The 879-nt window shown below is 65.4% G+C and carries 1 protein-coding gene; it reads left to right on the top strand.

The annotated features are described in order from the left end of the window. On the top strand, positions 1-879 hold an 879-nt coding region (locus tag CH294_RS16555), incomplete at both ends, for a carboxyl transferase domain-containing protein (protein ID WP_283164509.1).

Here is an 879-nt window from a genome sequence, read left to right as displayed (position 1 = left end):
ACCCGATATCCATACCACTGCGGGTAAATTGGCCGATCTTCGTAAACGTCTCGCGGGTGCGGAGCATCCCTCGGGTGAGGCGGCGGTGGAGCGGGTCCACGCGAAGGGCAAGTTGACTGCACGCGAGCGGATCACGGCATTGCTCGACGAGGGCTCGTTCGTCGAGCTCGACGCGTTGGCGCGGCACCGGTCCCAGAATTTCGGGTTGGGCGAGAATCGGCCCCTCGGTGACGGTGTCGTCACCGGCTACGGCACCGTCGACGGCCGCGATGTGTGCGTGTTCTCCCAGGACGCGACCGTCTTCGGTGGCTCGTTGGGGGAAATCTACGGCGAGAAGATCGTCAAGGTCATGGACCTGGCGGTCAAGACCGGACGCCCGCTGGTGGGAATCAACGAAGGTGCCGGTGCCCGCATCCAGGAAGGGGTCGTCTCCCTCGGGTTGTACGGGGAGATCTTCCACCGCAACGTCCGCGCGTCGGGGGTGATCCCGCAGATCTCGCTGATCATGGGCCCCGCCGCCGGTGGACACGTCTACTCCCCGGCCCTGACCGATTTCGTGGTCATGGTCGACGGCACCAGTCAGATGTTCGTCACCGGCCCCGACGTCATCAAAACCGTCACCGGGGAGAACGTGACGATGGAAGAGCTCGGTGGCGCGAAGACACACATGGAGAAGTCCGGGGTCGCGCACTACGTCGCCTCCGGCGAGCACGACGCGCTCGACTACGTGCGGGATCTGCTGTCGTACCTGCCGTCCAACAATCGCGCCGACGCCCCGCGGACGGTCCCGTCGGATCCGATCACCGGGGCGATCGAGGACTCGCTGACCGCGGAGGATCTCGAACTCGACACCCTGATCCCGGATTCACCGAACACCCC

It is taken from the genome of Rhodococcus sp. 14-2483-1-1 (assembly GCF_002259335.1).
Lineage (GTDB): Bacteria > Actinomycetota > Actinomycetes > Mycobacteriales > Mycobacteriaceae > Rhodococcoides.
Note: the sequence above shows the minus strand (reverse complement) of the source record. Positions and strands in the feature narration are given on the sequence as shown.